Raw genomic sequence first — 26,656 nt, forward strand, 5'->3', positions numbered from 1 at the left:
TTTGAAAACGCCGGTGATGCCGGGGAAGCCGGCGATCTTTTCCAGGTTTTCGCGGATGGCGGCCGGGCTGGCGTCGCCGCCGGCCCTGATGGCCTCGGCCACCAGCATCAGCCCGTCGTAGCCGTAGCCGCCAAAGGCCGAGGCCGGGGCCTTGAAGCGGTCTTCGTAGGCCTTGGAATAGGCCAGGAGCAGGGCTTTCTGGGGATCGGCCTCAGGCAGCTGGTCGGCCACGGTGAGCTTGCCGGCCGGGAGCAGCAGCCCTTCGGACGCTTCGCCGGCCAGTTCGATGAATTTTTTCGAGGCCACGCCGTGGCTCATGTACAGCGGGGTGGTGATGCCGAGCTGGACCCGGTTTTTGGCCACCACGGCCGGGCCGGGATTGGTGCCCCAGCAGATGACGGCGTCGGGGCTGGTCCCCTTGAGCTTGGTCAGCTGGGCGGTCATGTCCGTGTCCTTGGGGCCGTAGACCTCATCGCCAACCAGCTCAAAGCCCCCGGCCGGGATCATTTCCTTGAGCACTTCGCGTCCGGCCTGGCCGTAGCCGTCGGACACGGTGAGGATGGCCAGCTTCTTGGAGCCGTTGGCCTTGGCATGGGCCAGGATGCGGCCGACAGCCAGACGGTCGGACTGGGCGGTCTTGAACACCCAGGGGTTGACCGGCCTGACGATCTTTTCCGCCGCGGCCATGGACACCATGGGCACCTTGGCCGCCTCGACCTTGGGGGCCACGGCCAGGGAGTTGCCGGATACGGTGGGGCCGACGACAGCCACGACGTTGTCCTTTTTGAGCAGCCGATCGGCGGCCAGCACGGCCTTGTTCACGTCGGTCTCGTCGTCAAGGACCACCACTTCCACCGGCCGGCCAAGCAGGCCTCCGGCGGCGTTTATGGCGTCGGCCTGCATCTGCAGGGTGTTTCTCTCGGGTTCGCCGAGAAACGAGGCCGGGCCTGTGGCCGAGACGACCGCGCCGATGCGGATGGGGTCGGCGGCTGCCGCGGGCAGGGCGACGGACAGGGCGGCCACGAGCAGAATTGTCTGGGAAAGAAGGCGCATGAAACCTCCGGGCGTGAAAGTGGCAACGAATCTTCGTAGAAAGGCCCGGCTCTATACGACAGATGGGCGCTTTTTACAACTGCAGCATGATAACTGTTTAATTTTGCAACTATTATCCGACCGAAGATGCTTCGCCGTGCGCCTCCGGCTGTGCCAGCCCGGCTTGCAAAGGCGGACGCGGCTGGATATGGACCGGATAACAACCTGCTTTTTCATGCTGCAAGGAGTCCCGCTATGATTGCCGCCTGGCGCGCCGCACTTTTGGCCGCAACCTTCGTGTTGCTCTGTGCCGTTTCCGCCCTGGCCCAGGCTCCGGCCCAGGCTCCGGCCCAGGTTCCGGGCCAGGACGCCAAGGCCAAGGCCCCGCCGGCCGTGGCCGAACCGGCCCCGAAAAAGGCCGAGGAGGCGACGGGCAAAAAAACGCCGGTTTCCATCGACCACGACGACTCCGATCCGGTGGGGGTGCGTCTGGCCTACCGCGTCAAGGAATTGCTTGGCCGGTCGTCGCTCATGGTCCCGACCAACCGGGACGAGAAAAAGATTGTCCTGGTTATAAAGACCAAGGAAGAGTTTCCGGGGCGGCCCAACCTGTGCTCGATCTATTCGGTGAGCTGGCTTTTTTCCTCCCGCGAGGGCTCGCTCAAGTATTTCCTGGCCTCCGAGGCCGGCATTGTGGACGCAAGCAACGTGGATCAGGCCGCCGAGGCGCTCCTTGGCCGCACCGACAAGCTGGCCTCCACCTACGGCTACCTTTTTTAACCCCGCCCCCGGAGCGCTTTGCCGAGGGGCCTCCCCCCCGCTGCCGTCCCCTACCCCTTTGGCTTGCGGCTTTTTGCCGGTCTGGCCAGGGCGACGATGGCCCAGCGCACCCCGGCCAAGACGAAGGGGAAGGCCACTGCCGCCATGACCACGGCCGGGAAGTGGGCGGCAAACCAGGGGAGCGCTCCCAGATAGAAGCCGCCGGCGACGTAGACCGTGACCCAGACGACTTTGCCCAGGGCGTTGGCCACGGCAAAGCTTCTCCAGCCCAGGCCGGTCAGGCCGGCAGTCAGCGGGGCCACGGACCGCAGCACCGGCACAAACCGGGCCAGCACCAGGGCGGCCAGGCCGTAGCGGCCCAGTTGTTCTCTGGCTGTTTGCAGCTTGGCCGGCGAGATCAGGGCCGCTCCGAACCGTCCCGCCGCCCCGTGCCGCAGCCAGCAGCCGATGGCGAAGTTGAGCAGGTCGCCGGCAAAGGTCGCGGCCAGCGCGCCGCCATAGAGCGGCCACAGCGACAACGTCCCCCGGCCGGCCAGGGCTGCGGCCGCAAACAGGAGCGTCTCGCCCGGCAGAAACACCGTGACCACAAAGCCGGTTTCGGCAAAAAGCGTCAGCCAGATAATGGCGTAGACGGCGTCGCCATGGGTGGCAACGGCCTGGGTCAGGGCGGTGTCCAGGGAAAGCAGCATGGTCCACAGCGCGCCAAGGGTTTCCATGACTGGCCCATAGCGCGGCCGCCCGGGCCCGTCCAGCCGACGGGAGAACGGCCGGCGCAGGCCATGGCCGGGCAGGGCGGTGCGGCAGGGGCGGGCGCCAAAGCAAAACAGCCGGGAGAGGACGGATCCTCTCCCGGCTGTTTGTTTGTGTGGCGCGGCGTCCCTATTTGGCGTGCAGGGCGCTGGCGTCGGCCAGCAGGTCGTTTATGCGGGCCACCATCTGGTGCGGATCGGACAGGTAGCCGTCGAGCAAAAGGGCAGAGTCATAGAGCTGCTCGACCGCCTTGCCGATGAACGGATCGGCGGCGTCGCGGCGGTAGATGGCCAGCAGGTTGCGGATGAGCATGTGGTCGCGGTTGAGTTCCAGGGCCTTTTTGGGGACCGAGGTGTCCTTGCTGACCAGCCGCATGATCTTTTGCATGCTCGAGGTCATGCGGTCATCCGGAGACACCAGGCACGACGGGCTTTGGGTCAGCCGGGTGGAGACGCGCACGTCCGTGACCCGGTCGCCCAGGAGCGCCTTGACGGCGGCCAGGAAGCCGTCCAGGGAGCCGGATTCCTCGGGGGTCAGCTCCGGGGCCTTGGGCGTTTCGGCTGTGCCCTCGAAGGGGTCGAGTTCGGCCGCGTCGGCCAGCTCGGCGGATTTGAGGGGCAGCTCCTTGTAGGTGCCGATGGAATCCATGATGAATTCGTCCACCGGCTCATAGAGATAGAGCACTTCCAGGCCCTTGGACCGGAAGATTTCCAGGTGCGGATTGAGGTCCAGCGCCGCCCGGGACGGTCCCGAGAGGTGGTAGATGGCTTTTTGGCCGTCCCGGGCCCGGGTGACGTAGTCGGCAAGGGAGGTCAGCCGGGTTTTTTCCTCTTCCTCGCCGCCCTGCTCCAGGGCCGAGGAATCAAAGCGCACCAGCTCGGCAAAGGCGTCGCGGTGGGCGTAGTCGCTGTAGCCGAGCTTGAAGCCCTGGCCGTGGGCCGTGAAGAACTCATTGTATTTGGCCGGATCTTCCTTGCCCAGGGCCTTGAGCTTGTCGAGTATCTGCTTGACGAGGATGGTCTGGATCTTTCGCAGCACCAGATTTTCCTGGAGCGTCTCGCGGGAGAGGTTGAGCGGCAGGTCTTCGGTGTCCACCACGCCGCGCACAAAGCCCAGATATTCCGGGATCAGTTCCTTGGTCTCTTTGGAAATAAGCACCCGGCGCACGTAGAGGTCCAGGCCATGGTGGAGCTGGTCGCGAAAAGCCATGGGGCCAAGGCCGTGCTTGGGAATAAAGAGCAGGGCAGTAAACTGCACCGGCGCGTCCACGCTGACGTGGATGGTGGCCAGCGGTTCGTCGCTGTCGTGGGTCAGGAACTGATAGAATTCCTTGTACTGCTCCGGGGTGACCGAGAACTTGGATTCGCGCCACAGGGCCGGGATGGTGTTGGTCTTCTCACCGTCCAGGAAAATGGGGAAGGAGATGAAGTTGGAGTGGGTGCGCAAGATGGCCTTCAAGCGCTCGGGATCGGCGTATTCCTTGGTGTCTTCCTTGAGCGTGATCTCGATCACGGTGCCGCGCGGCACCTCGCCGTCCACATCCTCCACGGTGAAGCTGCCCGAACCGTCGGACACCCAGCGGGCCGGGGCGGCGTCCGGGACAAAGGAACGCGAGGTGACGGCCACCTGGTCGGCCACCATGAAGACGGAATAAAAGCCCACGCCAAAGCGGCCGATGAGGTTGGAAGCGGCGTCGGCGTTCTCGGCCACCGAGCGCATGAAGGCCTCGGTGCCGGATTTGGCGATGGTGCCCAGATGGTCGATGAGTTCGTCGCGGGTCATGCCGCAGCCGGTGTCGGCAATGGTGATGCGCCCGGCGTCCTTGTCGGCGGTGATGCGGATTTCCAGGCCGGTGTCCGGGTCGGCGACGGCAGCGCCCCGGCTCTGTTCAAAACGCAGCTTGTCCAGGGCGTCGGAAGCATTGGACACCAGCTCGCGTAGGAAAATCTCGCGGTTGGTGTAAATGGAATGGGTGATGATATCGAGAAGCTTGCGGATTTCAGCGCGAAACTCGTGGGTTTCGCCGTGGGCGGCGGACATGGGCATGTCTCCTTTCTCCGTGGTGTCGTGCTGTCTGGCCGAAAAAAAGACACCGTCCCGGCAACCGGGGCGGGTCCGGGGGGAGAGTTCCCCCTCATGGCGAATAGAGAAAGAAATAAACCGCCCGGGTGGCCTGTCAAGGCCCGGGATTGTCCGGGAAACCCGGTGGCGCGGTTTTGTTTCGGCCATTGACAGGGGGGCTTACTTGTTTATGTTTCGCTCAGATAGGTCGAACTGTCAGGAGGAACCCGTATGGTCATCGATTTAAGCCCGTTTTACGGTACAACGACGCCTTTTGATCGGCTTTTCGAGACGCTGTGGCCGTCCATGGCCATCAGCCAGCGCAGCGTGGCCTACCCTCCCGTCAATATCGGCGAGGATGACGCCAATCTCTATGTCCGCTGCGAAATCCCGGGTATGGCCATAGCCGATCTCGATCTGACGCTGACCGACTCCAGTCTGGTCATCAAGGGCGAGCGCAAGGTGGAGCGCGGCAAGTATTACCGGCAGGAACGCCCCACCGGCGTTTTCCAGCGGGTGGTCAACATCTCGGCCGGCATCAGCCGGGAGGCGGTGACGGCCACCATGCGCGACGGCCTGCTTGAGGTGGTGCTGCCCAAGGCCAACGAGAGCCGGCCCCAGAAGATCAGCATCGAGGCGGTGTAGCCGGATCGGGGGATGCGCGCCGGACGGGTGGCTGCCAGGCCCGATCCGGCCCGCCCCTGCGCCAGGACGACGCCCCGGCGGCCGGAGGAAACCGGCCAGGCGCATATGGCGCGGCGTGCCGGCGGCCGTACGGGGCCACGAGCAGACAAAGGAGGAAAACCATGGCGGAGACGACTGCGTCCAGGCCGGAAGAACGGCGGCTGCCCAGGGTCAAGCCGGCCACGGACATCATCGAAAAGGAAGACGGCTTTTATATCTATGTGGACATGCCGGGCGTGTCCAAGGAACATCTTGTCATCGATCTCAACGAGGACGAGCTCAAGGTGTCGGGCAAAGCGGAATACGCCTTGCCCGAGGGCCAGAAACTCGGCCACGTGGAATTTGGCGGCGGCGAGTATTTTCGCAGCTTCACCGTGTCGCACATCGTGGACAAGGAGCGAATCCGGGCTTCACTTCGCGACGGCGTGCTGGAACTGCATCTGCCTCGCCAGGAACGGGCCCAGCCGCGCAAGATCGAAATCCAGGCCGGCTAGGCCGGCCATCGGACAAAGCCGGGGTGCGGGAACGCGCCCCGGCTTTGTTGTTTTCAAGCCCCGGAGACTCGTGTGTTGCGGGATGCGGCAGGAGTTCGTCTCCATTTCAAAAATGTAATCTACTTAAAAGGACTGACACAAGAGTCTTTTCACCTCTATAGTTGATTTTGTTGCATGAAGAAATTGTATTTTGCAATTGACAAAAAGCAGCTTCGGCAGGAAAAGTCGCCTCTTCGCAAGCAACAGCCACGAAGGAGACCGCATGGAAGACCATCTCAAAAGCGCCCTTGAAATTGTTAAAGCCCAGGCTTCGGTGCGCAATATGACCGATGAGGAGATTTCCTCTATGGTGCGCCGCCTGGCCATCGGCATCCGCGACATCAGCCTCGGCCTGGACGTGAGTGTGGGGCTGGGCGAAGCAGTGGAGAACCTGGACCCCAAAAAGGCGGTCAAGGAAAAGTCCATCACCTGCCTGGAGTGCGCCAAGTCCTTTAAGGTCATTACCCGCAAACATCTTGCCACCCACGGGCTGACCCCTGAGGAATACAAGGCCAAAAACGGCTACAAAAAGACCATGCCGCTGGTGTGCAAGGCCCTGCAACGGGAGCGCCGCAAAAAGATGAAGGATATGCGGTTGTGGGAGAAGAAAGGGAAAGTTGTGGCCTAAGGCGGGGGATTTCGGTATAGCGGACCACGAATTCGGGAATCGGCCGCGCCGACTCCCCCGGACGGGCGTTTCGTCCCCGGGCGGAAGGTCGCGGTTCCCAACGATAAGGAGAGCCCACGCACATGGCTAAAACAGACATCATCGCCAAGATCCAGGCCAATGCCGGTATCGCCACCAAGGCTGAAGCGGGCAAGGTCCTCGACGCCGTTTTGGGTGCCATCCAGGAATCCCTGGTCGGGGGCGAAGCCCTGACCCTGACCGGTTTTGGCACCTTCAAGGTGTCGGATCGGGCGGCGCGCACCGGTCGTGATCCCCGGACCGGCAACCCCATTGATATTCCCGCTTCCAAGGCCGTTCGCTTCACTCCCGGCAAGACGCTCAAGGACGCTGTAAAATAGCACCCCTTTGCGTCCGGCCATTTTTGCTGCAATCGTGGCCGTTTTTCAGGCAAACCCTCTCCCGCAAGCGGGGGAAGGGTTTGCCTATTTTGATTCATAGTGCAGCTATCCGGGCAAGGAGCGTATGGTGAAACGAGTCGCCTTGGTGTTGGCCGTCGTGGCCATGGCCGCGCTTGGCCTGGAAGGGGTCGGTGCGGCCTGGATGGCCTTGTCGGGGCTGCGCGCCGACGCCTTGCGTCTCGAGCTCCTTGACCGGTCCGGCGGGGAATTGCCGCAGTCGGCGGCCTCCCTGACCCGCACCGGGCGAAGCCAGAAACAGGGCTACATGATCCACCCGTACCTGGGCTTCGTCTACGACGGCCGCGACAGCAAGGCGGTCAATGCCCACGGTCTCATCGGTCCGAGCCTGCTTGACAGCACCGGGCCGGACAATTTCAATGTGGTCATCGCCGGCGGGTCGGTGGCCGGCGATTTCTTCGTCCTGGAATGGGATGTCCTGCGCCAGGCCCTGGCGGCCCTGCCGGCGACCAAGGGGCGCACGGTCCAGGTTTTTTGCCTGGCCGTGCCCGGGTACAAGCAGCCTCAGCCCCTGCTGTCCGTGGCCTATTTCCTGTCCCAGGGGGCCAGGATCGACCTGCTGATCAATCTTGACGGATTTAACGACGTGGTCCTGCCCGGCCATGATCTGACGCCGGCCGGCATCTCGCCGGTCTACCCCATGTTCTGGCGGGATATGACCGATGACTTTGTGGACGCCAAGGCCCGCAAGCTGCTTGGCCGGTTGGCCCTGTGGGACGAACTGGGGCAGGCCTGGGCCAAGGGCGCATCGTATTTTTCCTTTTCGCGCACGGCCCTGGTGCTGTGGCATCTGGGCGACAAGCTGCTTGACCGCCGGGAGCAGGACACCCTGGCCCAGTTGCGCGACCGGGCCATGGCTCCGCTGCCCGGGCCGGCCGGGGTCGATCCCGGCATCGACCAGGAGCTGGTCCAGGTCCAGGCGGCGGACATCTGGCTGCGTTCCAGTCTGGCCCTGGCCGAGCTGGCCCGTGGGGCCGGCTTTGCCTATCTCCATGTGCTGCAGCCCAACCAGTACCCCGAGGGGGCCAAGCCGCTGTCGGCCCTGGAGCGGACCAAGGCCATCTCTGCGGACCCGGCCTTTGGCGAGTCGGTGCGGCGCGGCTACCGGGAACTGGACAAGCGCGCGCCGGCCCTGCTTGAGGCCGGGGTCGCCTTTGAGGACGCCACCCGGCTTTTCGCCGACTATCCCGGCGACGTGTTCCGCGATACCTGCTGCCATTTCAACGAGGCCGGCAACGCCTTGCTGGCCACGCGGGTGATCAAGCGGGCAACCGAGGTGCTCACTCCCCCGGCCGGCCAGCCCGGCCAGGGCGCGCCAGCCCGGCCGTAACGCCGTCCCCTTTGCACGTTGGGGGCCTCGCCCCTTTCCCTGCTGCGGCGGCATTGCTCGGTCGCCGCAACAACGCTGGTCCCTGTCACGCTCAAACGCCCCCGGACGCTTCTCGTCTTGCCTTGCGCAACTTTCGCGCATCGCCCTGGCAACGCCCACAGTCAAAGCAAACTTCCCCCAGGAGGGGATTCCAAAGGGACGCAGTCCCTTTGGCCGCCGGAGGCATTCCCCCTCTCATCTTCTCTCCTTCCCCCTCGCTACGCCCCCCGGCCGAGCAGTTCGAAGCCGGTTTCCGGGTCCCTGGCCCGGGCCAGGTCCGTGCCGGTGATCTCGATGACCACCACCTCAAGGATTTTCCAGACATCCAGGCCCGGGCGCACGCAGCCGGTGCGGGTTTCGCCGTCCCGGCCGAGGGCCGCGTGCATGTGCAGGCGCGGCGTGCCGTCGGCAGCGGGAAAGAGCGTGCCCACGGCAGCGGCTTCGTGCACGGCGTCGATGGCCGTCAGCATGGCCGTTGGCGGCATGGTCGTGCCGTCTTTGGGACCGGTGACCAGCCGGCCGTTTTCCACGCCGCCGAGAGCAGCCACCAGGGCCGAGGACACGCCGCGCGTTCTGGCGAAGTCTTCGATGGCGTCGGGGATGCGGTCCCCGTCGCCCAGGCGCAGGACAAACACGCGGCCAAGCCGGCCTTCGGAAACGATCATACACACCTCGCGTGGTTTGGCCCTGGGGCCGTTAACGAGCGGGGCCGGCGACCGTGCGGGGGCCGGGCCTCGTGGCCGGGGCGGCCGAAAAAAAGGGGGAACCGGGCCAATGTCCCGATTCCCCCGACAGGTCAATCTGTGGGCGATCAGCCGAGCTTGTCGGCCACCATCTTGCCGATGGTGCGGCCCATTTCCGTGCAGACGGCCAGTTGCTCGTGGGTCGGCACATAGAGCAGGCGCACCGGATCGACAGGCATTTCCATGCCCATCTCGGCCAGCCAGCCGGCAATATCTTTGACGGCCTCGCCGCTCCAGCCGTAGGAGCCAAAGGCTCCGCCGATCTTCCCCTTGGGCTTTAGGCCCTTCATGTAGGTCAGCATGTCGGCCACCTTGGGCAACATGCCGTTGTTGTGGGTGGCCGAGCCCACAAAGACGGCTGCCGCGTCCCAGACTTCTTCCATGACGTCGGAATGGTCAAAGACGTGCAGGTTCATGAGTTTGACCGTCAGGCCATGCTCCATGAGACCGGTGGCGATGGCGTGGGCCATGCGCTCGGTGGAATGCCACATGGTGTCAAAGACCAGCACGGCCTTTTTCTTCTGCTTCTGGCAGGCCAGTTCCTTGTAGCGCGCGATCACCCAGGCGGCGTCTTCGCGGGTCCGGAACATGAGGCCGTGGTCAGGGCAGATGTAGCGGATATCCAGGCCCATGGACTCGATGGTCTCGATGGTCTTCTGGGCGATGGGGCTAAAGGGCAGGACGATGTTGGCGAAGTAGCGGTCGAGTTGTTTGCGCAGCAGGCTGCGGTCCACTTCGTCGACGAAGCGTTCGCTGGTGGCCCAGTTCTGGCCGAAGGCGTCGGAGGAGATGAGCACGCCGTCTTCGGGGATGAAGGTGGCCATGTTGTCGGGCCAGTGCAGCATCCGGGTTTCCAGGAACTGGAGGGTCCGTTTGCCAAGGGAGACGGTGGAACCGGTCTTGACCACTTCGATGGGCCAGTCGGCGCAGGAAAAATGCGCCCGGAGGGCCCGCTCGCCCATGGGCGAGGTGAAGATCTTTTCCGGCTTGGTGCGGGCCACCAGCTCCGGCAGGGAGCCGGAGTGGTCCATCTCCACGTGGTTGATGATGAGGTAGTCGACGTCTTCAGGCTTGACCACATGGGCCAGGCGGCACAGCATTTCGTGCCCATGCCCTTCCTTGACCGAGTCGAACAGGGCGATTTTCTCGTCCTTGATCAGAAAGGCATTGTAGGTTGTCCCGGTGGGAGCGGTCATGTAGCCGTGGAAATCACGGCAATCCCAGTCGACGGCCCCGACCCAATAGACATCCTTGCAGATTTCAACGGGTTGCATTGCAAATCCTCGAAACGTCGCAACGGATGCGGCGGGAAAAAAACGGGTTAGGCCTTGCTGAATTCGCTCTTGGGAGCGCCGCACGTCGGGCAGACCCAGTCTTCGGGAACGTCTTCGAATTTGGTGCCGGGGGCCACGCCGTTGTCCGGGTCGCCAGCGGCGGGGTCATACACGTAACCGCAGATGTTGCACTCGTATTTGTCCATGCTCGTTTCTCCGTTTCTTGATGTTGGCCGGCTTGCCAGTCCTTATTTGCCCTCAGCGCCGGGTCCGCCCGGGGCGCCCTTGCCTGAGCGGCAACAAGGTCATTATCCGTTGGCGCGACACAGGCCCTTTGGGCCAACGCCACAGGATCGCGTCACGGAATCGGCCTTGCCGACAGGACGCGCGAGGCAAAAATACCGATCGCGCACGGACAAGTCTATCCTTTAGTTTGCGTCATATTGTCAAGACCGTCCGTACCCGTTCCCTGTCTTACTCTTCCCGAAACTGCTCCACGAGTTTGGCCAGATGATTGGCCATGGTGCGCACTTCGTGGATGCGTTCCCCGGCTTCGGCAATGCGCCCGGTGAGGTCCTTGGAGAGTTCATTGATGTGGGCCACACTGCCGGAGACTTCCTCGCTGGTGGCGGACTGCTCTTCCGAGGCAGTGGCAATGTTGCGCACCATGTCGGCGATGCGGGTGGCCTGGCCGACAATGCGCCCAAGCACTGCGCCGGAGCCTTCGGCCATATCGGCCGTCCGCTCCACCCGGGTCTTGGTTTCGCCCATGCCGGTGACCACAAGGCGCGTGCTGTCCTGGATCTCGCCCACGGCCGAGGCCACTTCGGCCGTGGCGGTCATGGTTTTTTCGGCCAGCTTTCTGACCTCGTCGGCCACCACGGCAAAGCCGCGTCCGGCCTCGCCGGCCCGGGCCGCCTCGATGGCGGCATTCAGGGCCAGGAGATTGGTCTGGTCGGCGATATCGCCGATGACCGAGAGCACCTGTCCGATATTTTGCGCCCGGACCTCGAGCTCTCCCAGGGAGGCGGCCAGATCGGCGGTGCGCTGCGACACCAGCCGGGTCTCCCGGACGGTCTGCTCGACCTCCCGGCCGCCGGCTTCGGCTTCCTTGGTGGCGGCGTCCGAGGCCCGGGCCGTGTCGCCGGCGTTTTTGGCCACTTCAAGGACAGTGGCGTTCATCTCTTCCATGGCCGTGGCCACCCGGTCGGTCTCCCGGGCGGTGTTGGACACGCCGGTGGTGAGTTCCTCCATGCGGGTGCTTAAGACATCCGAGGCGTTGGACAACTCCTGGGCCACGGCAGTGACTTCGTCGGCCACGGCCAGGAGCTTTTCGCGCTGGGCCTTGATGTGGTCCTTGTCGCGCTCCTCCTGGGTGAGGTCGATCAGGACGCCGATGACGCCCACGACTTCGCCGGCGGCGTTTTTGAGCGGCGAGATTTCGTAATGCAGGGGGAAGATCCGGCCGTCGGAGCGGGTGAAGCGGGTAAAGCCGCTGGAACACTCGCCGGTGGACAACACGGCGGCGCAGCCCGAGCGGCCGTCCTCGCGCATAAAGCTGTCGGTGACCGGTTTGCCGAGCATTTCCTGGGGCGATTTGCCAAGGATGTTGGTCAGCGGCGTGTTGACGAAGTCGAAGCGCCGGTCCTTGTCGGCCACGAAGATGGGAATGATGACGCCGTTTAACACGCCCCGGTTGTATTCAAGTTGGTCCTTGATGGTGCCGACCATGGCCGAGAGGTTGCCGGCCAGGGCGGCGATTTCGTCCTGGCCGGGATCGTCAAAGGTGAGGTCGAGGGCCCCCTTGGCGATCTCGGCCGACAGGGCGGCGATTTTCTTGACCCGGGAGACCACGGCGAATTTCATGAACAGGAGCAGGGTGGCCAACAGCGCTGCCAGTCCGCCAAGGGACAGCCCGGCCGCCTTGTATTGGTCGGCAGTCAGCCGGGCCATTTCCGGGGCGATGTCCTGGACCACCACCATGGCCCCGAGGATGGGTTTGGCTGCGCCGTGGCAGTGGTGGCAGTCGGGTTCGTTTTGCACCGAATTGACGGCCACAAACGACGGCACCCCGGCCCAGGACAGGATCTCGCCGCCGTGGAAGTCGCCGGCCAGGGCTTTTTTGACCAGATCGGCCACGGCCGGGTCCGGGGTCACCCGGTCCATGTCCTGGCGCACGCTGGCGTTGTCGGTGGCATAGGTCACGTTGCCCTTGAAATCGGTCAGAAACACCCGGATGTCGTGGTGGGCGGCGGCGACCTTGGCAAACTGGGATTTGGTCTCGGCATTTTTGCCAAGCCGCATGGGTTCTTCAATGGCCATGCGCAGCATGTCGCTTGAGCGTTTGGCCGCCCGGTCGATCTGGGCCACCGCCCCCTGGCGTTGCCAATACGAATTGGCCAGAAACAGTCCGGCAAAGGCCAGTATGGTCAGCCCCGAAACAAGCAGCAGCACCTTTATCCCAAGCGAACGCGCAACCACATTCATCGCCGGCCTCCTCATCGGGCGGCCCGTCCGTTTGCCGGGGCAAACGTCGGGGCAGCCTCCTCACACGGATTGTAAAGCGGGCATAACTCTCCATCCCGGCCCCGCACGGCGCGGCCCTGCCGATCAGTGCGCCCCGGCAAAGAGCATGGGCTTGAAATTAAAGGTGCGGACCCGCTCGGCGTTGTGGCAGCTCTCGCACATGGACATGGCCAATTTCGCGCGAATGAGCGTGGCGTCGCCGCCGGCGTCGGCATGGGCGGAACCCGGCCCGTGGCAGACCTCGCAGCCGGCGTCGGCCAGTTCCGGGGTTTTTTCAAAGCTGACAAAGCCGCCGGGCTGGCCGTAGCCGGTGGTGTGGCAGGCGAAGCAGCCCTTGAGTTCCTCGGCGGACAGTTTGGGAGCCATGATCTTGATGGACTGGGAGGAGTGGGCCTTTTTCGAATACCTGGTAAACGACTCGTATTCCTTGGGGTGACACTCCATGCAGGCTTTGGAGCCGACATAGGACGCCGCTGTCCCGGCCGCGGCAGGGGGCTGCGCGGATGCAAATCCGAAGGGGCAGGCACAAAGACCCACCGTGAGCAATGCCTGGCACCAAGCACGCCAACGGACCATGGCGGTCTCCTCGGTTGAGGTGGAAAGGGAACCACACATTTGTAACAGAAGAACAGATGGGGTGCAATACGGTTTGCCGAATGGGGGGGGAAGTCACCCTGGACAAAGAAGGCGTGTTTCCTATGAAAAACACCAAACTGGCAGGTGGATACGTCTTTCGCTTCGTTTTATAGGCTGCCACATGAGACCGGGGCTTGGCCGGCAGTGCCCTGGCCGGGGCGTTGGACGCAAAAAAAACGCCGGGGGAGCGGCTCCCCCGGCGGTCGTGTAATGGATTGCAGCCGGCCGGCCGGCAGCGGGGCTACCAGTCGAGCGTGGCCTTGAAGGCCCGGGCCAGTTCCTCGGCCGGTTCCTGGCACAGCAAGGCCTGGCCACGGCGCAAAATGAGGGCCGGGGCCTCGGTGACGACGCCAAGCAGGCCGACGGGCTGGCCGGCAAAGAGCGCCTCGAAGGCGGCCTTGTTGTCCGGGGAAACCGTCGCCACCAGTCGGCTCTGGGATTCGCTGTACAGCAGTTCCAGGTCGCTTAGGCGAGCGGCGCCCGGGGCGGCGTCGCAGTCAAGCTCGGCCCCAAGCCGGCCGCCGATGGCCATTTCGGCCAGGGCCACGGCCAGACCGCCGTCGGAGCAGTCGTGGCAGGCAGTGACCAGCCCGGCCGTGATGGCGGCGAAAAGGGTCTGGTAGCGGCGACGGGCCGAGACGGCCTCGACTTGCGGCACGTCCGGGGAGGTAAAGCCCAGTTCGTCGGCCAACTCGGACGCGCCGAGTTCGGCCGCCGTGGCCCCCAGGACATAGACGAGGTCGCCCGGACGCTTGAAGTCGGAGGTGACCACCCGCGAGACGTCGGGCACAAAGCCCATGACCGAGAACAGGACCGTCGGCGGAATGGAGATTTTGGCTCCGCCGCCGGAATAGTCGTTTTTCATGGAGTCCTTGCCCGAGATGCAGGGCACCATGAACGCCCGGCAGAAATGGGCCAGGGCCTTGTTGGCCCGGACCAGCTGGGCCAGCTTGTAGCGCCCGTCCGGGGTCTTGGCCGACTCCACCGGGTCGCACCAGCAGAAGTTGTCCACGCCGGCCAGCCGTTCGGGATCGGCCCCGACGGCCACGGCCCCGCGCACGGCCTCGTCAATGGCCGCGGCCATCATCCAGTAGGCGTCGATGTCGGAGTAGCGGGGGCAGATGCCGTGGGTCAGGGCCACGCCTTCGGGCCGCGAGAGCACCGGGCGCAGCACGCCGCCGTCGGACGGGCCGTCACGGCGCACGCCGCACAGGGGCTTGACTGCCGAGCCGCCCTTGACCTCGTGGTCGTACTGGCGGACCACGTATTCCTTGCTGCAGATATTAAGCCGCCCAAGCATCTTTTTGAGCAGCGGGCCATGTCCGCCGGCCGGCAGCACCGGTTCGGTGCGGGCGATGGCCGGACGCTTCCACTCGGCCGTCAGCGCCATGCGCGGCGTGCCCTCGTGGAGGAACTCCATGTCGAGGTAGGCCACGGTGCGCTGGCCGTAGTAGACGCGCAGATAGCCGGAATTGGTATAGTTGCCAAGCTCCGTGGCCTCGACGCCCATTTCCCTGGCCAGGGCCATGAACTGGGCGAACTTGTCCGGCGGCACGGCCAGGGTCATGCGCTCCTGGGCCTCGGAGGTAAAGATCTCCCAGGGGACCAGCCCGTCGTACTTCAGCGGCACCCGGTCGAGGTAGAGTTCGCAGCCGCCGGCATCCCGGGCCATTTCGCCAACCGAGCTGGACAGGCCGCCGGCCCCGTTGTCGGTGATGGCGTTATACAGGCCCATGTCCCGGGCGCGCATGAGGCAGTCGTACATGCGGCGCTGGGTGATGGGGTCGCCGATCTGCACGGCCGTGGCCGGGGAGCCTTCGTGGAGCTCTTCCGAGGAAAAGGTGGCGCCGTGGATGCCGTCCTTGCCGACCCGGCCGCCGACCATGACGATGTAGTCGCCGGGCAGGGCCTTTTTGTAGTGGCTCGGCTTGCCGTTTATGACGGCCGGCAACATGCCGACGGTGCCGCAAAAGACCAGCGGTTTGCCGAGGTAGCGTTCATCAAAGACAATGGAGCCGTTGACGGTCGGCACGCCGGACTTGTTGCCGCCGTGCTCGACGCCCTCGCGCACGCCTTCGAGCACCCGGCGGGGGTGGAGCAGGCGCGGGGGCAGCTGGCCCTCGAAAAAGGGCGAGGCAAAGCAGAACACATCGGTGTTGCACAGCAAATTCGCGCCGATGCCCGTGCCCATGGGGTCGCGGTTGACGCCGACGATGCCGGTCAGGGCTCCGCCGTAGGGGTCCAGCGCCGAGGGGCTGTTGTGGGTCTCGACCTTGATGCACAAATTGAGATCATCGGTGAACCGCACCACGCCGGCATTGTCGGAAAAGACCGACAGGCAGAAGTCGCGCTCGCCAAGGGCGGCCCGGATGTCGGCAGTGGAGCGCTGGATGTAGGACTTGTACAGGCTCTCGATTTCTTCCTCGTCGCCGGTTTCCAGGTCGCGGTAGGTGATGGCCGCGCTAAAGATCTTGTGCTTGCAGTGCTCGGACCAGGTCTGGGCCAGACATTCCAGTTCCACGTCGGTGGGGTTGTGGATGAGTCCCCAGGAAACGCGGCGCAGCTTGAACCCGGGCAGGCCGAAATAGGCCCGGATGGCCCACCATTCCTCAAGCGACAGGGCAAGGGTGCGCTGGCTGCTCAGGGCCTCCATCTGCGCTTCGGTCATGTTGAACAGGTCCGGCACTTCCACGGTGGAATCGGCCTTGCCCGTGACCTTGGCCGCCCGGGCCGGGAAGCCCGGTTCGGCCGCCCATTCGTCGCGGGATTTGACGTCATGGCGCTGAAGCAGATCGTTGGCCAACAGATCCAGGGCTACGTGTTCGGCCGCAGCCCGGTCGGGCAGGCCGGCAATGTGGTACTGGACGGCGGTGTAGACGGCCAGATCCTTTTTGCGGGCCTCGTCCAGGCCAAGGGCCAGGGCGATGGCCTCCTTGGCGGTTCTGGCCTCGTTGTCGGTAACACCGGGGCGAAAACCCACCTCGATGACCCAGTCGGCTACAGCGCCTTGCGGAGTGATGGGCGTGGCGCTGGCGGTCTGGACCACGGGATCGTGGAGCACGCCGGCGTCGATGACGGCAGTGATCTCGGCGGCGTCCAGGCCGGCGACGGTGAAGATTCTGATGATGGCGACGGCGGTCACCGGCAGATGCAATTCGTTTTGGATCTTGCCGGCCACGCGCTGGCCGACCACGTCCCGGACGCTTGGGCGCAGGCCCACGGCGACGCGACTGAGCATGGCGTTCCTTCCGTTTTGAGGTCAGAGGTGTGCGGGCACGCCGCCGGCGGGATGCTTCCTATTTGTCCCGGGCGAGCATGGGGGCCAGGACGTCACCGATCAGTTCGGCTTCGGGGGAGGGCGGAAACAGGGCCAGGGCGGCTTGCCCCTTGGCCAGATATTCGGCGGCCATCTCCCGGGTTTTTTCGGCATGTCCGCCGGCAACGATGTTGCCGCGCAAATATTCGATGTCTTCGGCCGAGAGCTGGTCCTGGCGGAAATCTTCGGCCAGCCGGCGGCGTTCTTCAAAGGGCAGGCTGGCGAGGTAGAGCAACAGCGGCAGGGTGACCTTGCCTTCCTTGAGGTCGCCGCCGGTGGGCTTGCCCGACACCGTGGCCGGGGAGGTGTAGTCCAGGGCGTCGTCCACGAGCTGGAAGGCGATGCCGATGGCGTGGCCGAGGTCCCGGGCCGCCTGGCACAGGGTCTCGTTTGCGCCGGCCAGCACCGCGCCGCAGTGGCAGGAGGCCTGGATCAAGTAGGCGGTCTTGCCGGTGATGATGGAAAAATAGGTGTCCAGCGGCAGGTCGGTATCGCGCAGATGGGCGATTTCCAGGATCTCGCCGGTGGCGGTCTGCAGGAGCGCTTCGGACAGGATGCGGGTCAGCTCCGGATTGTCGTATTCGGCCACCAGCCGGTTGGCCAGGGCGAGCAGGACATCGCCGGCCAGAATGGTGTAGGTCGCTCCGAAAAGGACATGGGCGGATTCGCGGCCCCGGCGCAATTTTGCACCGTCGACGATGTCGTCGTGGAGCAGCGTGGCCGAGTGGAGAAATTCCAGGGAGCAGGCCAGGGGATGGATGTCGTCCCCTGTGTAGCCCAAGGCCCTGGCCACCAGAATGGTGAGCAGCGGACGCAGGCGTTTGCCTCCGGCCAACAGCACATGGCGCACCACCGGCTGCACGAGAGGGTTCAGCGTGCCGGCCGCTCCCTCCAGGTACCGGTTGATGGCCGGGACTTCCCGAGTCAAAATGTCCGCGATATCGCTCATCCGCCCGGCTTTACCAGCTTTCGTCCAGAACTGGCAAGGGGGGAAATGCCTGGAAATGGCGGAATCAGGCCATTTGCGCCAGGGCGGCCAGGGCCGTGCGGCCGGTTGGCCCCATGTCCAGGCTCAAATCGCCGACATAGGCCCGGATATGGGCGGCAATGACGGCCTCGTCGCGTTCCCGGGCAAAGAGCCGGACCAGCGGGGCCACCAGCTCCGGCTCGGCCCGGGCCATGGCCAGGCTTTGGCGCAATACCAGGCCCAGGGCGGCCAGGCGCGTGGCTCCCAGGCTTTTTTTGGCCACGATGACCCCTAGCGGGACCGGGGAATCCGGGATGCGTGTGTGCCACCAGATCCCAAGGTCCAAAATGAGCTCCAGGCCGTGGCTGGCTGCGGCCAGGGCGGTCTCGTGGATGAGCAGCCCGGCCTCGGCGCCGCCCGATCGCACGGCCTCGACGATCGCGTCGTAGCGCACCGGGACAAAGGCGGCGTCCGGAGGCGGCAGGTCGGGATTGCCGGCGGCCAGTGCGGCGCGAAGGAGCGTGGCGGCCGTGGTGCGCAGTCCGGGCACGGCCACGGACCGGGGGCGGCCGGTGAAGCCCTTTTTGACCACGAGCTTGGGGCCGGCCCCGAAGCCGAAGGCCGCCCCGGAGGGCAGGACGTCGTAGGCCCCGGCCAGGGGTGCGGCCATGGCCGCGGAAATCTTGACCACGTCATAGGCCCCGGCCAGGGCGGCCTCGTTTAAGGTCTCCACGTCCTCGAAGGCAAATTCCACCCGGACCCCGGGCAGGCTGACCCGGCCCAGGAGCAACGCCCCGAAGATGGTCACATCGTTGGGACAGGGGGAGATGGCAAAACTGACGACATCCATGCAGGCCTCGCTCAGGAAAAAAGGCGGGCGGCGGTGCGGCCAAGGGCGGCAAAGGCCCCGGGCAGGTCCCAGTCGGCTGGCGGGCGCGAACCCACCCGGTTGGAAATGACGCGTACTTCCAGGGCGGGCAGGCCCGCAGCGGCTGCACACAGGGCCACGGCAAATCCTTCCATGGATTCGGCCAGGGCGGCATGGGTCCGGGCCAGACTGGCGGCCCGGTCGGCCGAGGCCGTGACGCCGGCCACGGTCAGGCAGGGACCGGCCACGGCCTCGGCCGGCAGGGTCAGGCCCATGGCCAGGGCGGCCTCGGCCGGGGGAACCAGGGGCAGGCAATCGTAAATATCGTGCCCGGCAATGGTGGTCTGGGGAAAGGCAATGCCCCGTGCATCGGCCGAAGCCGCTCCGTCGGGCTGGCGCAGGCCGTATTCGGGAAAGATTTCAGCCGTCGCCGTGACAATGCCGCCAAGGGGCAGGGTTTTGAGATCAAAGCTGCCGGCAATGCCGAGGCCGACGACGCCGCCGGGCTCCCGGCCGGGCATGGCCTGTCCCCGGCCAATGGCCCGGCCGACCGCCATGGCCGCAGCCACCGGCCCGACCCCGGAGACCAGGACGGCAAAGTCCCGGCCGCCGCGCCGCCACAGGACGGTTTCACCCGGCACCGGAGGAGGCGGAGCGCCCAGGCCGGACAAGGCGGCCCGGTATTCCTTGGCCGTGGCCAGCACCAGGAGCAGCGGGCCGCCTGGGGCCGGGAAAACACTCCCCGGTCCGGCCGGGCGCGCCGGGTATGGCGCGCCAGCCAGCCCGGGGGGCGGTGTGGGTGTCGGCATGGGGGCTTTTACAGCCGCCAGTAGCGGTAGCCGGCGGTTTCGGCTGCGCTGCGCTCAAAGACACCCTTGACGTCGATAAGGATGGGTTCGACCGTGGGGCGAAACCAGGTGGCCAGTTCTTCCAGGGAGAGCGCCTTGAAGGCGTCGTGGTTGACGGCGATGATGAGCGCGTCAAGCTCGCGCAGCTCCTCGCACGGCACCAGGGTCAGGCCGTATTCCTCGCGGGCTTCCTCGGGCGAGGCCATGGGGTCGTGGACCAGCACGTGCATCCGGAAATCGCAAAGCTCGCGGATGGTGTCCACGACCTTGGTGTTGCGCAGGTCGGGGACATTTTCCTTAAAGGTCAGGCCCAGCACGCCGATGCGGGCGCAGGCGGCCCGGCACTCGGAGCGGATGAGCATCTTGATGGTCACCTCGGCCACATGTTTGGCCATGGAGTCGTTGATGCGACGTCCGGCCGGGATGACTTGCGGATGCAGATTGAGGCTTTGGGCCTTGTAAAGCAGATAGTAGGGATCGACGCCGATGCAGTGGCCGCCGACCAGGCCCGGACGGAAGGGCAGGAAGTTCCATTTGGTCTCGGCCGCGCGCAAGACGTCCACGGTGTCGATGTCCAGGCGTTCGCAGATCATCGACAACTCGTTCATGAGCGCAATATTGATGTCGCGCTGGGTGTTCTCGATGACCTTGGCCGCCTCGGCCACCTTGATCGAGGCCGCCTTGTGGATGCCGGCGGTGACCACGGTGCCGTAGAGTTCGGCCAGCAGGTCGGTCACTTCCGGGGTCTGGCCGGCCACGATCTTGACCACGGTGGCCAGGGTGTGGACCTTGTCGCCGGGGTTGATGCGCTCGGGCGAATAGCCCACGAAAAAGTCCTGGCCGGCGGTCAGGTTGGAGCCTTTTTCCAGGAGCGGCAGGCAGATCTCTTCGGTCAGGCCCGGGTAGACCGTGGACTCGTAGACAACGATGGAGCCCGGGGTGATCTGTTCGGCCAGGAGGTTCGAGGCCCCGACCAGCGGTCCGAGATCGGGCACGCGGTTGGCGTTAATCGGCGTGGGCACGGCCACGATGAAGACCTTGCAGGCGGCCAGTTCGGCCGGATTGCACGTATAGCGCAGGTTGGCGGCGGCCAAATCCTCAGGCTCGACTTCCAGGGTGCTGTCGCGTCCGGCGGTGAGTTCTTCCACCCGGGCGGCCTTGACGTCAAAACCGACCACGTCGAAATGGCGGGCCAGGGCTACGGCCAGGGGCAGGCCGACGTAGCCCAGGCCGATAATCGCCACGGCAGCCTTCTTCGTGCGGATATCCTCAAAGCTGATCAATGGGTATGCTCCTTGATTGAAAAGGGGGCAGCGGGTCAAATGCCGCGATAACGCAAAGCGCGCCCCCCGGCAAGACGGGCATCTTTACATGTGGCGGCCAAAACCGTACCCTTGTGTGATGGAATTTAACTGGAAACTGTTCCTGACGGCCCTTGGTCTGGCTTTTATTCTGGAAGGGCTGCCGTATTTTTTGGCGGCGGAAAAGATGCCAACAGTGCTCAAAGCCCTGTCCGAGCGCAAGCCGGGCGAGTTGCGGGGGCTTGGCATGACGGCCATCCTGTCCGGTCTGGCCCTGCTCTTTTTCCTGCGTGCCTCAGGCGGCTAGCCCGCCCGTGGGGACCGCAGGGTTTCCCCAACCAACGCCAGCCTCTTTCCCCTGGTTCCCGTCAGGCGCAAACAGCGGCTGTCCCGGTCCCCAGCCGACCGGATGACCAGCCAACGCCAAGCCCCCTTTGCACACTTCTCCCTTTGCAGGGGTCCGGGGGGATCATCCCCCCGGCCGCCGGAGGCATCTTCCTCTTCTTCCTTCCCCCTCGCTCTACGCCGCTTTGACGCCAGCGTGGAGAAAGACGATGCCGCCGGCCATGGCCCGGTAGCCGACATCGGCGAATCCGGCCCGGCGCATCTCGTCGGCGAGCACGGCTTCCTGGGGGAAATCCCGGATAGTTTCGGCCAGATAGCGATAGGCCTCGTCGTCGCCGGAGACGATCTTGCCGATGACCGGCAGCACCCGGCGAAGATAGAAATTGTATGCCCCGCCCCAGATCCGGCGCTTGCCGGTGCCAAATTCCAGCACGATGAGCCGACCGCCGGGCCGGATGACCCGGGCCAGTTCGGCCAGGGCGTCCGGGCGCGGCCGGATGTTGCGGATGCCAAAGGCGATGGTGGCTCCGGCCACCGAGGCGTCGGGCAGGGGCAGGGTGCGGCCGTCGGCCACCACGGGATGGATCTGCCTCCGGGCGGCCTCGTCGAGCTTGCCCAGGCCCTTTTGCAGCATGGGGCCGCAGACATCGGCGGCCATTACCAGCCGGGGGCTTTTGCGGGCAATGGCGATGGAGACGTCGAGGGTGCCGGCGGCCAGATCGAGGATGGGGCCATGGGGCAGGCCGGGAGCCAGGAGCGTGCGGACCATGGCCCGCCGCCAGACGATGTCCAGGCCGGCCGAGAGCACGTGGTTGAGCAGGTCGTAAGACCCGGCCACCCGGCCGAACATGCCGGCCACGCGGCGGTTGTCGCCGGGAACGGGCAGATCAGCCATCGGTGCGCCCACCCTGGGCAATGACCCGCACGCCGCCGGGCCTGCCCTGTTCGTCCTGGCCGCGGCTGATGACCCGCAGCACTTCCTCATAAATAGGACCGAAATGCTCGGTGAAGTTGCCGGGCGAAATGCGGCCGGTCTCGACGAACTTGACCACGATTTCCTTGGTCACCTGCAGGGCAAGATTTTCGCGTTTTTCCATATGGTTGCGTCCTTCATGGCCGCGGGGCACGGCCGGCGGCCTATCGTCTCGGGAATAATCCCGGAGGCTTCGAGAAAAACCCGCCCGGTGGGGGAAATGGCCTTGGACCGTCCAAGGGCAGGGGCCGGGCGGGAAAAGGGAAAAACCAGGGGAGGCACTCCCCTTTTTGCGCTGGCCCTAGCACGGCCGGAGTCGCGCGTCGAGGGGGCGTCCGGGCCGGCCAGCCGGCGGCAGGGGCGGTCCGGAGCGGGGTGCTGCCGGGAAAATAGCCCTTTGGCGTTGTGATCGGAACCATATTTCCGTAGGGTGGCGGGGAAATCCGAAACCCGGCCGACGCGCTGCCACAGGGCGCGAGCGGGCCGTGTCGGGAAGGGAGAACCGCCGTATGCCGCCAATCCTGTCCATCGCCCCCGGAACGGCCATCCCCGGGCCGTGGTGGCTTTTCGACCTGCTGCTCCTGGTCACTTTTACCGCCCATCTGCTGGTGGTCAACGTGGCCCTGGGCGGCACGCTGCTGGCCCTGCTTGCGCCGGGGCGCAGCCGCGACGTGGCCGTGACCCTGGCCAAGCGCCTGCCCGGAGCCGTGGCCGTGGGCGTCAACCTGGCCATCCCGCCGCTGCTTTTCGCCTCGGCGCTCTACGGGGAGTACCTTTACACCGCGGCCATCCTGTCGGCCGTGCCCTGGCTGTCGCTGTTCATGGTGGTCATGCTGGCCTACGCCCTGCTTTACGTGTTCCAGCCCCGGGCGGCGCGCCCCGACTCGGGATTGGCGGCGGCGGCGGCCGGGGCGCTCTTGCTGGCGGCCAGCCTCATTTTGGTCAACGTCTCGCTGCTCTCGCTTCGGCCGGAACTGTGGAAGGCCTCTTTCTCCCAGGCCGGCGGCTTTGCCCTGGCTGTGGGCGATGTGACCTTCGTGCCCCGCTGGCTGCACTTCGTGACCGCCTCCCTGGCCGTTGGCGGGCTGTACGTGGCTCTTTTCTCCCGAAAGGCCGCGGCCACCGATGCCGCAGCGGCTGTCCGGGTGCGCACCGGGCTTCGCTGGTTCATCTTCGCCACCCTGGCCCAGGTTCCCATCGGCCTGTGGTTTCTCCTGTCCTTGCCGCAGGGAATCATGGAACGGTTTTTCGGCCTCCATTCCGAGACCACCCTGGCCTTCATGCTCGGCCTGGGGCTGGCAGCGGCCGCACTGCTAAACGCCGTGCGGGGCCGGGCCGGCCGGGCGGCCTTTTTCATCGTCCCCGCCGTGGGGTGCATGGTGGTGGTGCGCGATCTGGTGCGCCAGGCCTACCTTGCCCCGCAGTTTTCGCCCGAGGCGCTGCCCGTGGCCTTCCAGGCCGGGCCGCTGGTCATGTTTCTGGCCTGCTTTGCCGCCACCGCCGCAGCCGTGGTCTGGGCTGTCATGAGCTACCGCCGCACGGCGAGAAGGGGATAGGGTCATGGAATTTCCTGTCTGGCAGCTGGCCTCGACCGGCGGCGGTTTCTGGATTGTGCTTATTGCCGTCCTCCATGTGTATGTGGCCCACTTTGCCGTGGGCGGCGGGCTTTTCCTGGTGCTGACCGAGGCCCGGGCCAGAAAGCTCGGCTCGCAGCCGCTCATGGTCTATCTGCATCGCCACACCCGGTTTTTCCTGCTCCTGACCATGGTCTTCGGCGGCCTCTCGGGTGTCGGCATCTGGCTGACCATATCCCTGCTCTCGCCCCAGGCCACCCTGGTGCTGGTGCGGGTCTTCACCTGGGGCTGGGCCACGGAATGGACCTTTTTCGCCGGCGAAATCGCGGCCCTGCTGGTCTACTACTACGGCTTCGACCGGCTTTCGCCCCGGCGGCACATGCTCGTCGGCTGGCTCTATTTCGTCTTTGCCTTCCTGTCGCTTTTTGTCGTCAACGGCATCATAGGCTTCATGCTCACTCCGGGCCAGTGGCCGGCCACCATGGATTTCTGGGAAGGCCTTTTTAATCCCACCTTCTGGCCTTCGCTGGTCCTGCGGTTTGCCCTGGGGCTGCTGTTGGCCGGGCTGTTCGGCTTTGCCACCGCCCTTGGCATCCCGGACCAAGAGGCGCGGGAGGGGATGCTGCGCTCGTCGTGCCGCTGGGTTGTGGCCGCAGCTCCGGTGCTGCTGTTGTCCGGCTGGTGGTATGTGGGCGTCTTGCCGGCCTCGGTGCAGGAGTTTTTCCTGCGCCGCTCAAGCGAGATGGCCTCCTACCGGATGGCCTGGCCGGCCCTGCTTCTGGCTGCGGCCGCCGGGTCCCTGGCCTTGGCCACCCGGCTGCCCCTGGCCCTTCGCCGGGTGCTGGCCGTGGGGCTGCTCCTGGTCGGGCTTGGCCTGGTCGGGGCCTTTGAAACCATGCGCGAAGGGGCGCGCAAACCCTGGCTGATCCAAGGGATGCTCTGGTCCACGGACATCCGGCCCAGTCAGGGGGCACCCTATGAAGCGCCACTTTTGCCCCGGGCCAAATGGTCGGCTGTCAAAGACGTCACCCCGGAAAACCGGCTGGCTGCCGGGCAGGCGCTTTTCACCCTGGAGTGCGTAAGCTGCCACAGCATCGACGGCCCGATCCGGGACATCAAAAAATTCACCGACCGGATCGGCATCGAGGGCATGGAAGCCTATCTGACCGGCCAGGGGAAAATCTTTACCCACATGCCGCCCTTTCTCGGCTCCCCGGCCGAGCGAAACGCCCTGGCCGCCTATGTGGTCGAGGGCGTAAACGGCCATGTTTGGCCAAAGCCCAAGCAGGCCGACATCACGCCGGCCGAGGTGGCCATCCCGGCCTTTGACCTGGAAAACGCCGGGCATCTTGTCCTGGCCGTGGGGGAACTGGGCGTGGTGGCCATGGCCGGCTGCGATGGCTCGTTTTCCCTGGCCGCGCCGGGGAACGGCCTGAAGGCCGTGGTCATCAAGCGCGACGTCATGCCCGAAGTGGTCACCGAAGGGGCCACCGTGCGCTATGCCGCCCCGGACGGGGCCAAAAAGCCGGACGCCCATCTGGACTTCTGGAAATACGCCAGGACGCTGGTCGGCAAGGACCTGCCTGCCAACACCTCGGCCTCGGGCCTTGCCCCGGACGGAACCATGGCCCTTTCCGGCAAGGTCTTCACGGCCTCCGGCATCCCGGTTTCGCCCGTAACCGACGACGGCAAGGTCAATCCCTATCCGGTCTTCACCGTCACGGCCGCCGACGCCGCCGGGGCCACCCTGGCCGAGACCAGGGCCGTGGCTGCCGTGTCCACGGAAATGGGCTGCAAGACCTGCCACGGCGGCAACTGGGCCATGGACGAGGCCACCGGCGTGGCCAAGCCGACAGCCCAGGCCATCCTGGCTGTCCACGACAAGCGAAACGGCACCAAACTGGCCCAAAGCGCCGCCGCCGGCCAGCCTGTGGCCTGTTTCGGCTGCCATCCCGATGCCGGCCCGAGCGCCGCCGGCCTGCCCGGCCGGGCCGACCTGTTAAGTCTCTCGGCCGCGGTCCATGGCTTTCACGCCTCGTACATGACCGGCCTTGGGGCAGAGGCCTGCAACCGCTGCCACCCGACCGCGCCCGACGGCGTCACCCAGGCCCAGCGCGACAACCACGCCGCCGCCGGCATCGGCTGTCCCCGCTGCCACGGCTTCATGGAAGACCACGCCATTTCGCTCCTGACCTTCGAAAAGGCCGCCGGCAAGGCTGCCGCCGCCCGGCTCCTGGCACCGCTTGCCCCGCGAAGCGTGGCCACCGTTGCCGCCGTCCATCCCCGGGCCGCCTGGACCCAGTTGCCCGACTGCCTGACCTGCCACAAGGACTTCACCCGGCCGGCCAAGGACGCCACGGCCTTTAACACCTGGACCAAGGATGCGGCCGGGCTGTTCAGGAACCGCACCGAAAACACCGGCAACATCCCGTGCGCCGCCTGCCACGGCAGCCCCCATGCCACCTTTGTGGCGGTCAACGACTACGGGCTTGACGTCAACAACATAGCGCCTATGCAGTATATGGGCGCACCCGGGGTCATTGCCTCGGGCAAGCGCTGCGATGTGTGCCACACGGTTGAGATGGAGGGGGATTCCCACCATCCCAACATGGTGAAATAGGCTGCCGCTACGGGGAGAACAGCGATGAAGGTGCTTGTCATGCTGGTTGTGCTGTGCCTGCCGGGTCTGGCCCGGGCGGCCGAGGGCGTTGCCGTGACGCCGCAGATGCGTCAGGCCATGCAGGCCAAGATGCATGCCCAGTGTCTGGCCAAGGAAGGGGAATTTGCCCGGCAGGGCTATACCAAGCCCCAGATTGCCGCCATCTGCAAATGTTCCACCCAGCAGACGGCGGCGCTTTTGAATTCCCAGACCGTCAACTACATCCTCGCCCACGGCTCCATGCCGGCGGAGATGGAGCGAAAGGTGGCCTCGGCCACGGCCGGGTGCATCAAGTCGAGCGTCGCTATCAGGA

The 26,656-nt window shown here is 65.5% G+C and carries 25 protein-coding genes; 10 read left to right on the forward strand and 15 right to left on the reverse strand.

Translation table 11 applies throughout. The annotated features are described in order from the left end of the window. The coding region (locus DVDV_RS13545) for an ABC transporter substrate-binding protein (protein WP_075355184.1) at positions 1 to 1,053 on the reverse strand (1,053 nt) is incomplete at its 3' end. Between the two features lie 234 nt (positions 1,054 to 1,287). Here DVDV_RS13545 and DVDV_RS13550 point away from each other — a divergent pair. Continuing rightward, positions 1,288 to 1,812 carry a hypothetical protein gene (locus DVDV_RS13550; protein ID WP_075355185.1) on the forward strand — a complete coding sequence of 175 codons (525 nt, stop codon included), beginning with the start codon at positions 1,288 to 1,290 and terminating at the stop codon, positions 1,810 to 1,812. Positions 1,813 to 1,862: 50 nt separating this feature from the next. On the opposite strand, the gene DVDV_RS13555 is transcribed toward DVDV_RS13550, so the two are convergent. After that, positions 1,863 to 2,528: a DedA family protein gene (locus DVDV_RS13555; protein ID WP_075355186.1), complete on the reverse strand. Its 666-nt coding sequence runs from the start codon at positions 2,526 to 2,528 to the stop codon at positions 1,863 to 1,865. A 163-nt stretch (positions 2,529 to 2,691) separates the two neighbouring features. Beyond that, positions 2,692 to 4,602, reverse strand: a complete 1,911-nt coding sequence (htpG, locus tag DVDV_RS13560; protein WP_075355187.1) for a molecular chaperone HtpG — start codon at positions 4,600 to 4,602, stop codon at positions 2,692 to 2,694. Positions 4,603 to 4,854: 252 nt separating this feature from the next. Here htpG and DVDV_RS13565 point away from each other — a divergent pair, with 252 nt between their 5' ends. The 5 genes from DVDV_RS13565 (at position 4,855) to DVDV_RS13585 (ending at position 8,274) form a co-directional block, all read left to right on the forward strand. Further along, positions 4,855 to 5,268, forward strand: a complete 414-nt coding sequence (locus DVDV_RS13565; protein ID WP_075355188.1) for an Hsp20/alpha crystallin family protein — start codon at positions 4,855 to 4,857, stop codon at positions 5,266 to 5,268. Between the two features lie 161 nt (positions 5,269 to 5,429). Further along, positions 5,430 to 5,801: an Hsp20/alpha crystallin family protein gene (locus DVDV_RS13570; protein WP_075355189.1), complete on the forward strand. Its 372-nt coding sequence runs from the start codon at positions 5,430 to 5,432 to the stop codon at positions 5,799 to 5,801. 262 nt (positions 5,802 to 6,063) lie between these two features. Beyond that, positions 6,064 to 6,468, forward strand: a complete 405-nt coding sequence (locus DVDV_RS13575) for a MucR family transcriptional regulator (protein ID WP_075355190.1) — start codon at positions 6,064 to 6,066, stop codon at positions 6,466 to 6,468. A 122-nt stretch (positions 6,469 to 6,590) separates the two neighbouring features. Continuing rightward, positions 6,591 to 6,866 carry an HU family DNA-binding protein gene (locus DVDV_RS13580; protein ID WP_075355191.1) on the forward strand — a complete coding sequence of 92 codons (276 nt, stop codon included), beginning with the start codon at positions 6,591 to 6,593 and terminating at the stop codon, positions 6,864 to 6,866. A 124-nt stretch (positions 6,867 to 6,990) separates the two neighbouring features. Beyond that, entirely contained in the window at positions 6,991 to 8,274 is a 1,284-nt protein-coding gene (locus DVDV_RS13585; RefSeq protein ID WP_075355192.1) for a hypothetical protein, read from the forward strand. A gap of 257 nt (positions 8,275 to 8,531) precedes the next feature. Here the strand turns inward: DVDV_RS13585 and DVDV_RS13590 are convergent, their stop codons facing one another. The 10 genes from DVDV_RS13590 to DVDV_RS13635 form a co-directional block, all read right to left on the reverse strand. Next, positions 8,532 to 8,978, reverse strand: coding sequence for a PPC domain-containing DNA-binding protein (locus tag DVDV_RS13590; RefSeq protein WP_075355193.1), 447 nt, complete (start codon positions 8,976 to 8,978; stop codon positions 8,532 to 8,534). A 146-nt stretch (positions 8,979 to 9,124) separates the two neighbouring features. Further along, positions 9,125 to 10,330, reverse strand: a complete 1,206-nt coding sequence (locus tag DVDV_RS13595) for an FprA family A-type flavoprotein (RefSeq protein ID WP_075355194.1) — start codon at positions 10,328 to 10,330, stop codon at positions 9,125 to 9,127. A gap of 47 nt (positions 10,331 to 10,377) precedes the next feature. Then, positions 10,378 to 10,536, reverse strand: coding sequence for a rubredoxin (rd, locus tag DVDV_RS13600; protein WP_043632165.1), 159 nt, complete (start codon positions 10,534 to 10,536; stop codon positions 10,378 to 10,380). A gap of 268 nt (positions 10,537 to 10,804) precedes the next feature. Continuing rightward, a complete protein-coding gene (locus tag DVDV_RS13605; RefSeq protein ID WP_075355195.1) occupies positions 10,805 to 12,817 on the reverse strand; it encodes a methyl-accepting chemotaxis protein in 2,013 nt (670 codons plus the stop codon). Positions 12,818 to 12,940: 123 nt separating this feature from the next. After that, positions 12,941 to 13,432 (reverse strand): cytochrome c family protein, encoded by a 492-nt coding sequence (locus tag DVDV_RS13610; RefSeq protein WP_075355196.1) that lies wholly within the window; start codon positions 13,430 to 13,432, stop codon positions 12,941 to 12,943. Between the two features lie 301 nt (positions 13,433 to 13,733). Then, positions 13,734 to 16,730 (reverse strand): AIR synthase-related protein, encoded by a 2,997-nt coding sequence (locus tag DVDV_RS13615; protein WP_075355197.1) that lies wholly within the window; start codon positions 16,728 to 16,730, stop codon positions 13,734 to 13,736. Positions 16,731 to 16,788: 58 nt separating this feature from the next. After that, positions 16,789 to 17,757, reverse strand: coding sequence for a polyprenyl synthetase family protein (locus tag DVDV_RS13620; protein ID WP_075355198.1), 969 nt, complete (start codon positions 17,755 to 17,757; stop codon positions 16,789 to 16,791). A 64-nt stretch (positions 17,758 to 17,821) separates the two neighbouring features. Next, positions 17,822 to 18,625 (reverse strand): MqnA/MqnD/SBP family protein, encoded by an 804-nt coding sequence (locus DVDV_RS13625; protein ID WP_075355199.1) that lies wholly within the window; start codon positions 18,623 to 18,625, stop codon positions 17,822 to 17,824. Positions 18,626 to 18,636: 11 nt separating this feature from the next. Then, the gene (gene mqnB, locus DVDV_RS13630; RefSeq protein ID WP_083634779.1) at positions 18,637 to 19,452 is read right to left on the reverse strand and encodes a futalosine hydrolase; all 816 of its coding nucleotides are present in this window, start codon (positions 19,450 to 19,452) and stop codon (positions 18,637 to 18,639) included. An 8-nt stretch (positions 19,453 to 19,460) separates the two neighbouring features. Then, positions 19,461 to 20,774, reverse strand: coding sequence for a nucleotide sugar dehydrogenase (locus tag DVDV_RS13635; RefSeq protein ID WP_075355200.1), 1,314 nt, complete (start codon positions 20,772 to 20,774; stop codon positions 19,461 to 19,463). A 118-nt stretch (positions 20,775 to 20,892) separates the two neighbouring features. On the opposite strand from DVDV_RS13635, the gene DVDV_RS13640 reads away from it, so the two are divergent. Further along, positions 20,893 to 21,099, forward strand: coding sequence for a DUF2065 domain-containing protein (locus DVDV_RS13640; protein ID WP_075355201.1), 207 nt, complete (start codon positions 20,893 to 20,895; stop codon positions 21,097 to 21,099). A 213-nt stretch (positions 21,100 to 21,312) separates the two neighbouring features. Here DVDV_RS13640 and DVDV_RS13645 read toward each other — a convergent pair whose 3' ends face one another. Both DVDV_RS13645 and DVDV_RS13650 read right to left on the reverse strand, forming a co-directional pair. After that, positions 21,313 to 22,032 carry a ubiquinone/menaquinone biosynthesis methyltransferase gene (locus DVDV_RS13645; protein WP_075355202.1) on the reverse strand — a complete coding sequence of 240 codons (720 nt, stop codon included), beginning with the start codon at positions 22,030 to 22,032 and terminating at the stop codon, positions 21,313 to 21,315. Continuing rightward, on the reverse strand, positions 22,025 to 22,234 hold the full coding sequence (locus DVDV_RS13650) for a hypothetical protein (protein ID WP_075355203.1): 210 nt from the start codon (positions 22,232 to 22,234) through the stop codon (positions 22,025 to 22,027). Before DVDV_RS13650 ends, DVDV_RS13645 begins: the two co-directional genes overlap by 8 nt. A 385-nt stretch (positions 22,235 to 22,619) precedes the next feature. On the opposite strand from DVDV_RS13650, the gene DVDV_RS13655 reads away from it, so the two are divergent. The 3 genes from DVDV_RS13655 to DVDV_RS13665 form a co-directional block, all read left to right on the forward strand. Beyond that, a complete protein-coding gene (locus DVDV_RS13655; RefSeq protein WP_075355204.1) occupies positions 22,620 to 23,666 on the forward strand; it encodes a hypothetical protein in 1,047 nt (348 codons plus the stop codon). Between the two features lie 4 nt (positions 23,667 to 23,670). Beyond that, positions 23,671 to 26,304, forward strand: coding sequence for a cytochrome c (locus DVDV_RS13660; RefSeq protein WP_075355205.1), 2,634 nt, complete (start codon positions 23,671 to 23,673; stop codon positions 26,302 to 26,304). A 24-nt stretch (positions 26,305 to 26,328) separates the two neighbouring features. Next, positions 26,329 to 26,656, forward strand: a 328-nt coding sequence (locus DVDV_RS13665) for a hypothetical protein (protein WP_075355206.1), incomplete at its 3' end; no start/stop codon positions are given.

This window comes from Desulfovibrio sp. DV (assembly GCF_001936595.1).
Taxonomy (GTDB): Bacteria; Desulfobacterota; Desulfovibrionia; order Desulfovibrionales; family Desulfovibrionaceae; genus Solidesulfovibrio.

Bases quoted from the DNA above. Each gene is read 5' to 3' on its own strand.
- DVDV_RS13550 (WP_075355185.1), top strand. From the start codon at position 1,288: ATGATTGCCGCCTGGCGCGCCGCACTTTTGGCCGCAACCTTCGTGTTG.
- mqnB (WP_083634779.1), bottom strand. From the start codon at position 19,452: ATGCCGACACCCACACCGCCCCCCGGGCTGGCTGGCGCGCCATACCCG.
- DVDV_RS13655 (WP_075355204.1), top strand. From the start codon at position 22,620: ATGCCGCCAATCCTGTCCATCGCCCCCGGAACGGCCATCCCCGGGCCG.
- DVDV_RS13615 (WP_075355197.1), bottom strand. From the start codon at position 16,730: ATGCTCAGTCGCGTCGCCGTGGGCCTGCGCCCAAGCGTCCGGGACGTG.
- DVDV_RS13650 (WP_075355203.1), bottom strand. From the start codon at position 22,234: ATGGAAAAACGCGAAAATCTTGCCCTGCAGGTGACCAAGGAAATCGTG.
- DVDV_RS13605 (WP_075355195.1), bottom strand. From the start codon at position 12,817: ATGAATGTGGTTGCGCGTTCGCTTGGGATAAAGGTGCTGCTGCTTGTT.
- DVDV_RS13590 (WP_075355193.1), bottom strand. From the start codon at position 8,978: ATGATCGTTTCCGAAGGCCGGCTTGGCCGCGTGTTTGTCCTGCGCCTG.
- htpG (WP_075355187.1), bottom strand. From the start codon at position 4,602: ATGTCCGCCGCCCACGGCGAAACCCACGAGTTTCGCGCTGAAATCCGC.
- DVDV_RS13645 (WP_075355202.1), bottom strand. From the start codon at position 22,032: ATGGCTGATCTGCCCGTTCCCGGCGACAACCGCCGCGTGGCCGGCATG.
- DVDV_RS13620 (WP_075355198.1), bottom strand. From the start codon at position 17,757: ATGAGCGATATCGCGGACATTTTGACTCGGGAAGTCCCGGCCATCAAC.
- DVDV_RS13580 (WP_075355191.1), top strand. From the start codon at position 6,591: ATGGCTAAAACAGACATCATCGCCAAGATCCAGGCCAATGCCGGTATC.
- DVDV_RS13640 (WP_075355201.1), top strand. From the start codon at position 20,893: ATGGAATTTAACTGGAAACTGTTCCTGACGGCCCTTGGTCTGGCTTTT.
- DVDV_RS13610 (WP_075355196.1), bottom strand. From the start codon at position 13,432: ATGGTCCGTTGGCGTGCTTGGTGCCAGGCATTGCTCACGGTGGGTCTT.
- DVDV_RS13625 (WP_075355199.1), bottom strand. From the start codon at position 18,625: ATGGATGTCGTCAGTTTTGCCATCTCCCCCTGTCCCAACGATGTGACC.
- DVDV_RS13555 (WP_075355186.1), bottom strand. From the start codon at position 2,528: ATGGAAACCCTTGGCGCGCTGTGGACCATGCTGCTTTCCCTGGACACC.
- DVDV_RS13565 (WP_075355188.1), top strand. From the start codon at position 4,855: ATGGTCATCGATTTAAGCCCGTTTTACGGTACAACGACGCCTTTTGAT.
- DVDV_RS13660 (WP_075355205.1), top strand. From the start codon at position 23,671: ATGGAATTTCCTGTCTGGCAGCTGGCCTCGACCGGCGGCGGTTTCTGG.
- DVDV_RS13570 (WP_075355189.1), top strand. From the start codon at position 5,430: ATGGCGGAGACGACTGCGTCCAGGCCGGAAGAACGGCGGCTGCCCAGG.
- DVDV_RS13575 (WP_075355190.1), top strand. From the start codon at position 6,064: ATGGAAGACCATCTCAAAAGCGCCCTTGAAATTGTTAAAGCCCAGGCT.
- rd (WP_043632165.1), bottom strand. From the start codon at position 10,536: ATGGACAAATACGAGTGCAACATCTGCGGTTACGTGTATGACCCCGCC.
- DVDV_RS13595 (WP_075355194.1), bottom strand. From the start codon at position 10,330: ATGCAACCCGTTGAAATCTGCAAGGATGTCTATTGGGTCGGGGCCGTC.
- DVDV_RS13585 (WP_075355192.1), top strand. From the start codon at position 6,991: ATGGTGAAACGAGTCGCCTTGGTGTTGGCCGTCGTGGCCATGGCCGCG.